We start from the raw sequence: 7566 nt of genomic DNA, 5'->3' as shown, positions 1-7566 counted from the left end.
CGCGCTAGCCCTTGAGCCCGCCAATCCTGGCTATTTTCATGCTGGAGTTGTGCCTGAAAATTTAATGGCATGACTGTTTCCGCATACATTTCCCCTGTGGACGCAAGGCGGAGCCGAAATGTATACGATTTTCCGTATACATTTCGCGGTTTCCCCCAGTTCCGGCACTTACTATATGAAATATTGCATATCTAAACCAGGAACCTGTCCGAAAAGCAGCTTTTTAGTATGATACCTTAAAAAGTTAACACCCAAGATGCTTAAAATCGACATTCTTGGGGGCATTTTGTCATTTTGGCACCTTTACATTGAAAGAAAAGAGGACCTATTAGACGGTCTCTTTAATTTCTGTGCATGTTACTCACTGCTCACTCGAAAATGGACTTTCGTATTATTAGGTCAACCAGGAATTTCTGGCGGGCTTTTCTTTATGGTCGTTTCGGGACAGTCCCTGATTGGTTGACCCAAAATATCGTGCAGTTTCTTCCTGATCAGCTTTAAGACAGACCTGCTTCCTCACCTTCCCTCGCAATCCCTTTTTGCGTAAACTACCGAATGAACGGTATTATATTAATACGATATTATACTTATGCGGAATCGTACTTAACGCGGAGTCGTACTTAACGCGATATCGTACTTATGCGTACTTTTAAGATAGTGTTTGGGAGATAAGGGTATTTCAGCGGGTGACGAAGAGGAGGGGCGGTAAACGATGAGTAAAAAAATTGTTATTATCGATGATGATATAGATTTATGCACGCTGCTTACGAAGACGTTGCAGACAGAGGGATATCAGGTGAAGGCTTGCCACTGCGGAGAAACCGGTCTTGCGGAGGCGATCACTGGCGATTACCAGCTTGTCGTGCTGGACATTATGCTTCCCAAGTTAAGCGGGTTTGAGGTGTTGACGGGCATAAGACAGAGAAGCAATGTTCCTGTTCTGATGCTGACAGCTAAAGACGGAGAAATAGATAAAGTATCCGGTCTTCGTATGGGAGCTGATGATTATATGACCAAGCCGTTTAGCAATCATGAGTTTCTGGCTCGGGTAGCTTCTCTTTTGCGGAGATATACGGTTTTTAATACAAGCGGCGAGCTTCCCGTGCAGGTGCTGGATATCGGCAAGCTGCGCATCGATCCGTTAAGGCATGAGGTGCGAACCGAACATGGCGTGATTAAGCTGACAGCCAAAGAGTTCGATCTGCTTTATTTTCTAGCGAGAAACCAGGGCAGGGTGTTCACCAAAAAACAGATCTATCGTTCCGTATGGGATGACGAGTATGCGTTTGATGACAATAATATAATGGTTCATATCAGGCGCCTGCGCAAAAAGATCGAGCCGGACCCCGAGAACCCAATCTATATTTTGACTGTATGGGGAGTTGGATATAAATTTGGCGGTGATCCCGCGTGATGGAATGGCTGTTGGTGATTATGCTGTTCATTTGCATAGGCCAGATCTTTTATATTTACCGCCTGCGGCAGATAACGAAGCAATGGTACGGAGCGCTGCGCGGCTTTCGGCAGGGCAGACAGGAAAAAATTTTTACAACCAGCAAGGGATTGCTGGCTGATATTAGCTACGAGCTCAACGGGATAATGGAAGCGAACCGGAATCAAATTGCTCAATTGAAAAAATCGGATGAAGCGAGCAGGCAAATCTTAACCGGTCTTTCCCACGATGTCCGGACTCCGCTTGCTTCTTTGCTTGGTTATCTGGAGGCGCTAAACCAGGGAATGCACGATGATAAGGAGCAAAGAGAATACATCTCGGTGGCCTACCGAAAGGCTGCGGACTTGAAAGCTCTGGTTGATAAGCTTTTTGAGTGGTTCAAGCTCAATTCCAATGAACAGCAGTTTTCCATGGAAGAAACAGACATAAATGAATACACTAGAGAGATTCTAATCGATTGGCTGCCTGTTCTGGAGCAGTCGCACATTTCGCTGGCAGTGAATATTGAAGACGATGATCTTGTCCTTTCCTTAGATCAAATGGCCTATCGGAGAATAATGGACAATTTGCTGCAAAATGCCGTTCGCCACAGCGGCTGCACTCAGATTACTATTGCGGTTCGCCCCCTGCCTGGCTCAGTGCTGCTTGAGGTAGCCAACAATGGGCGGGCTATCCCTGCCCAACAGCTGCCTTTTATTTTTGAGCGGTTATATAAAGGGAATGCTGCCCGTTCCGATAAAGGCAGCGGCCTCGGGTTAGCCATTACCAAAGAGCTGGTTACAGCGTTAAAGGGGGAGATTTCGGTCTCCAGCAATCCCGGCAATGATACTGTGTTTTCTATACGGCTTCCGCGTCAGGTGAAGGAAGCCGCCAGTAAAATTCAGAAGTAAGTAAAAAGTAAGTTTTGCTAAAGGCCTATGTCAGCCTTGGTTGGTACAATAGATACCAGAAAGGCGGAGGAATCCCTATGGGCGACTATGTAATTGAAACGGTCAGGTTGACCAAACAATTTGATAAGCAAATGGGTGTGAAGGACCTGCAGCTGCATGTTCCGCGAGGGAAGATATATGGTTTGTTAGGAAGAAACGGGGCGGGCAAAACTACAACTATGCGGATGCTGTTAAATCTCGTCCGTCCGACCAGCGGAACTATTCTGCTGTTTGGAGAAGATTATAGGAAGCAGCCGGACAAAACGTACCGAAAAATAGGCTCCATTATTGAGTCGCCGGGTTTTTACGAGAATTTAACCGGCCGGGAAAATCTGCAGATCCTGGCCCGGCTGCGCGGACAGCACCGCAAGGATGGAATTGAGCATGCTCTGGAGGTCGTAGGGCTCAGCGATGAAACCGATAAGCTGTTTGCCAACTATTCTCTAGGCATGAAGCAAAGACTGGGCATTGCCGCAGCCATTATGCATGAACCGGAAATGCTTATACTGGACGAGCCTATCAATGGGCTTGACCCGATTGGCATTCATGAAATCCGCAAGTTCTTGCTGGCGCTTTGCAAAGATAAAGGTACGACAATACTTATTTCGAGCCATGTGCTCAGTGAGATTGAGCAAGTAGCCGACATAATTGGAGTGATGCACGATGGGTGCCTGCTTGAAGAAGTGGACATGGCAGACCTGCGCAAGCGGAACAGACAGTATGTCGAGTTCGAGCTTTCCGATGTGAATACGGCGGCACTTTTGCTGGAGAGGCAAATTGGCACGACCGATTATACGGTTTACGATGATAACACAATAAGAGTATACGATTGCCTGGATAAGCGGGGAGAGATGAACCGCTGTTTCGTAGAAAACAATTTGTCTGTCACGCAGTTCCATGTTAGCTCGGACAAGCTGGAAGACTACTTTTCCGAATTGATTGGAGGCGGCGGCATTGGCTAATCTGATCTACTGCGAATTATTGAAGCTCAAACGTTCCAAAATGCTGCTTATCAGCTTTCTAGGCGCGCTGGTAACGCCGCTGATGATGATTGCCGACGGCATGAAGGTGCATTTCTCTGAGCCGGATATTGAAATTACCCTGAGCGGCCTTTATTTCAGCTGCTCTCTCTATACAATGGTGCTGTTCGGTCCAGTCGTCTATTCCGTCATTGCAGCGCACCTGTTCAGCCGCGAGCATTCGGAACAGACGCTCAAAACAGTACTCACGGTTCCTGTTTCCAAGCTGTCGTTTATGGCCAGCAAATTTATTATGCTGCTGATCTGGATTATGGGGCTGACCTTGGTTACATGGGCAGCTATGTTTATTTTAGGCGCCGCTTTTGGTGCTGTGTTTGGTATTGCCGAATTTAGCTTCATGGTTGCGATCCGGTATCTGGGTGAAATGATTCCCGGCGGTTTGCTGATGTTCTTAACGGTTTCCCCCTTTGCTTATTTGGCCGTTCGTTCCAAAGGCCTGGTGCTGCCCATTATAGCAGCGGCCACCGTCGTAATGGGAAATGTAGGCTTATCTAACGAAGCATTGGGAGCTCTCTATCCATGGACGGCTATTTATTTGGTGGTTAGCGGCGGAATTGCGCAAACGGGCTACCCGGTCAGCATAGCGGTTGCCTTAATTGCTTTGGTGTCTATTCTTGGTTTTCTTCTCAGCTTCGTGCATTTTCACAGAGAAGATATTAAATAAGAGGAGCTGCGGTCTGCTTCTTTCATTGAAAATCATCTTGCTGCGGACTCAAGGGCAGCGATGATATAAGAGCTCTTTGATCGCATCCAGGATATCAACACCCCCCTGAAATTTATACGTTTAATCTCATATCTCCATATAATTCTGACCCTTTTACTTTGATTTATCTTGTGTTACAATATCACCAGCAACTAATAATCGAGTCCGAAAAGGGTGGAGATTCGAGAACTCTCGCCGTTATTGACTATGAAAAGAAGCTCTCGGGATAAATCATCCTGAGAGCTTTTGTCATGTTGAGGAAGGGCTCCCCGGTTTTTGCCAAATGCCATGCAGCGTTAGGAGATCGGGGCAGGAATAGTGAACATGAATAGTAAAAGATTACCGACAGGAGACGGGTAGAAATGAAGAGTGGTAAAAGACAACTGAAATTAGGGCTGTTCCTGCAAGGAGCCGGCCATCATATCGCTGGCTGGCGGATGCCGAATGCCCAGTCGGGCAGTGAAAATTTGGAGCTGATCGTACAGCTTGCCCGGATTGCTGAAGACGCCAAATTCGATATGATTTTTTTGGCGGATGGATTAACGACTTCCCGGCAGGCTACGCCTTCGGTTATTGCCCGCTTCGAGCCGATAACCCTTCTGGCTGCATTGGCAATGGCCACTCAACGGGTCGGGCTCGCTGTGACAGCTTCAACTACGTATTATGAGCCTTACAATCTGGCGCGGCTGCTTGCATCGGTCGATCTGATTAGCGGCGGGCGCGCAGCATGGAATGTGGTTACAACGTCTTCACCGGATGCGGCGGCTAATTTTTCGGCGTCAGAGCATATGGAGCATGGTGAACGCTATGAACGAGCTGCAGAGTTTGTTGATGTAGTTCAGGGGCTATGGGACAGCTGGGAGCCTGGGGCTTACTTAGCTGACAAGGAAAGCGGCGTATATATGGACACCTCCAAGCTGCACGAGCTTGGTCATGAGGGGCGGTTTTTCTCCGTTAAGGGGCCGCTCAACATAACGCAAAGCCCGCAGGGGCAGCCGGTTATTATTCAGGCTGGTTCGTCGGGCGTGGGGATGCAGCTTGCTGCGAGGTACGGTGAAGTTATCTTCACCGCACAGCAAATGCTTGAGGATGCCCGTGAGTTTTACGCCAAATTGAAGCAGATGCTTCCGCAATACGGTCGCACAGCTGATCAATGCCACATTCTCCCGGGCTTGCTCCCGGTCGTTGGCGCCACGGAGAAGGAGGCAAAGGAGAAATACGAGCATCTGCAAAGCTTGATCGATGATTCATTCGCTTACGACTCCCTGTCGGAGAGGTTTCATTATGACATGCGCCAGTTCGATCTTGATCAGCCGGTTCCGGATATTCCGGAAACACCGGGGCATAAGAGCCGGCCGCAGCTGCTGTTGAAGCTGGCCCGCGAGAAGGGATATACTCTTCGCCAGCTGTACCGTGAAGTGGCCGGAGCCCGCGGGCACCGTATTATAGTCGGTACACCCGTGCAGCTGGCGGATCATATACAGCAGTGGTTCGAAGGCCAGGCTGCGGACGGATTCAATATTATGCCTCCGTATGTTCCGGACGGGCTGCTCGATTTTACGAATGGAGTCGTCCCGGAGCTGCAGAACAGGGGACTGTTCCGCGAGGATTATGAAGGCTCCACGCTCAGGGAGCATCTCGGGCTTAAGGTTCCGGTTAACCGTCATCAAGGAAAATTGTCATAGAAGGGCTCAACCGAGCTTGTCATCTGAACAGGAAATTCACTTGAATAGATTGAGCCCGGCAAGGGACTATGAAGGGAGAAGGACCAGCATGACCACCTGGAGCAGAGATTTACTTTTTCAAATACTCCGGCATTATGATGTCCCTTATGTTTTTGGCAATCCGGGCACATCGGAGCTGCCGTTCATCGATGGCGCAGAGAAGCACGAAGGCTTTGAATATATTACCGCACTGCATGAGGCCAACGCTGTCGGTATGGCGATGGGATATGCAAGACAATCCGGCAAGCCCGGAGTTGTCATTCTGCATGTGGCACCGGGCCTAGCTAACGGCATGGGCAATCTGTACAACGCATACCGGGCGGGCATACCGCTCGTCGTCATCGCAGGCCAGCATCATACACGGCTGCTGCTTGAGGAGCCGATCCTGGCGGGTGACCATGTCGGCCAAGTGAAAAGCATGACTAAGTGGGCGCATGAAGTGCGCCACCCGCAAGAGATGCCGCTTGCCCTGGTGCGAGCCTTCAAGGTAGCCATGACCCCGCCTCACGGTCCGGTATTTCTTTCGATCCCGTACGATATCTCAATGGCGGAATCTCCAGTGGAGCAGCTGCCTGCTCTGCTAAAGGTCGCCTCTTCCTTCGCCGCAGAGAATGCGGCGCTAGAGCTTATCGCAGATGCGCTGCTTAAGGCGGAACGGCCGCTAATTATAGCAGGGGATGGGGTCGGAGATGCGCATGCCCATCTGGAGCTCCAGCATTTAGCGGAACAGGCGGGGATCGGCGTGCTGGCTGAAGGTATGCCAACGCGGCAGAGCATCGACAATCACCATTCCCATTTTCTCGGGACTTTGCCGATGAATGCGCAGGCCATTCGTCTTGCGTTCAGCGGGCATGACGTCATCTTCTATGTGGGCGTGAGCGTACAAGCCCCTCTGGCCTTATATGATAATGGCGGAAGCCTTGTGCCGGAGGGGGCGACGATGCTGTATCTTCATGACGACCCTTGGGAAATCGGCAAAAATGTCATAGGCGGGATTGGCGCCTGGGGCGAGATCAAAACCAGCTTGCAGGTTTTGAACGCAGAGGTGGCGAAGCGGGCGCCCGCTGTCCAAGCCGTGATCACCGAGCGTTCAGCCGGGATTATAGCGAGGGCACAGGCGCGCCGCGTTGAACTGGATGCGGCTTGGCAGAAGGAACGCGATCTCGGCAAGCTGACCCCGAAGGTAATCGCGGGACTGCTAAACGAGAGCCTGCCTAATGACGGGAGCTTCGTCATTGTTAATGAAGCGGTCTCCAATGCGCTGCCATTCACCGATCATATTCATATGTGGGAACCGAATCACTATACAGCAGGCAAAGGCGGAGGGCTCGGTCACGGCTCAGCCCAAGCAGTAGGCGCCGCGATTGCGGAGCCGGGGCGTGTCATAGTCAGCGTGCTGGGCGATGGTACGTTTTTGTATTATCCGCAGATTTTATACAGCGCTGTACAGACGAATGCTCGCGTCCTGTTCCTGATCGTGAACAATCGTTCCTACCACGTGCTGAAGACAGGACTCAAGGCAATGGGCTCCCCGCTTGGCGGCATCCGTATTCCATCATTGGACCTGGATGGCCCGGCCAATCTGGTGATTATGTCCGAAGCGTTTGGCGTACCGGCTGAGAGGGTGGAAACGATTGATGAGTTGCCTGCTGCATTGCGGCGCGGACTGGATGCACAAGGGCCTTATCTGCTGGATATTCACATAACGAATTAGGAG

At 50.4% G+C, this 7566-nt stretch carries 6 protein-coding genes; all 6 read left to right on the top strand.

The window, feature by feature from the left end:
- Nucleotides 1-712: 712 nt before the first annotated feature.
- Nucleotides 713-1414 (top strand): response regulator transcription factor, encoded by a 702-nt coding sequence (locus tag PSHG_RS07845; protein WP_010271594.1) that lies wholly within the window; start codon nucleotides 713-715, stop codon nucleotides 1412-1414.
- Nucleotides 1414-2343 carry a sensor histidine kinase gene (locus PSHG_RS07840; RefSeq protein WP_010271592.1) on the top strand — a complete coding sequence of 310 codons (930 nt, stop codon included), beginning with the start codon at nucleotides 1414-1416 and terminating at the stop codon, nucleotides 2341-2343. The genes PSHG_RS07845 and PSHG_RS07840 overlap by 1 nt, the downstream gene beginning before the upstream one ends.
- A 71-nt stretch (nucleotides 2344-2414) precedes the next feature.
- Complete coding sequence (locus tag PSHG_RS07835) at nucleotides 2415-3344, top strand: ABC transporter ATP-binding protein (RefSeq protein WP_454184947.1); 930 nt, start codon at nucleotides 2415-2417, stop codon at nucleotides 3342-3344.
- Complete coding sequence (locus PSHG_RS07830; protein ID WP_010271590.1) at nucleotides 3337-4086, top strand: ABC transporter permease; 750 nt, start codon at nucleotides 3337-3339, stop codon at nucleotides 4084-4086. Before PSHG_RS07835 ends, PSHG_RS07830 begins: the two co-directional genes overlap by 8 nt.
- A 401-nt stretch (nucleotides 4087-4487) precedes the next feature.
- The gene (locus tag PSHG_RS07825) at nucleotides 4488-5810 is read left to right on the top strand and encodes an LLM class flavin-dependent oxidoreductase (RefSeq protein WP_010271587.1); all 1323 of its coding nucleotides are present in this window, start codon (nucleotides 4488-4490) and stop codon (nucleotides 5808-5810) included.
- Between the two features lie 88 nt (nucleotides 5811-5898).
- Complete coding sequence (locus tag PSHG_RS07820) at nucleotides 5899-7563, top strand: thiamine pyrophosphate-binding protein (RefSeq protein ID WP_010271585.1); 1665 nt, start codon at nucleotides 5899-5901, stop codon at nucleotides 7561-7563.
- Nucleotides 7564-7566: the final 3 nt, after the last annotated feature.

Source organism: Paenibacillus senegalensis JC66, assembly GCF_000285515.1.
Taxonomy (GTDB): Bacteria; Bacillota; Bacilli; order Paenibacillales; family NBRC-103111; genus Paenibacillus_L; species Paenibacillus_L senegalensis.
This window is presented reverse-complemented; position numbering and strand designations above follow the sequence as displayed.

What these genes read in the sequence shown, in the direction of transcription:
- PSHG_RS07845 (WP_010271594.1), top strand. Translation starts at nt 713, where the DNA reads ATGAGTAAAAAAATTGTTATTATCGATGATGATATAGATTTATGCACG.
- PSHG_RS07825 (WP_010271587.1), top strand. Translation starts at nt 4,488, where the DNA reads ATGAAGAGTGGTAAAAGACAACTGAAATTAGGGCTGTTCCTGCAAGGA.
- PSHG_RS07820 (WP_010271585.1), top strand. Translation starts at nt 5,899, where the DNA reads ATGACCACCTGGAGCAGAGATTTACTTTTTCAAATACTCCGGCATTAT.
- PSHG_RS07840 (WP_010271592.1), top strand. Translation starts at nt 1,414, where the DNA reads ATGGAATGGCTGTTGGTGATTATGCTGTTCATTTGCATAGGCCAGATC.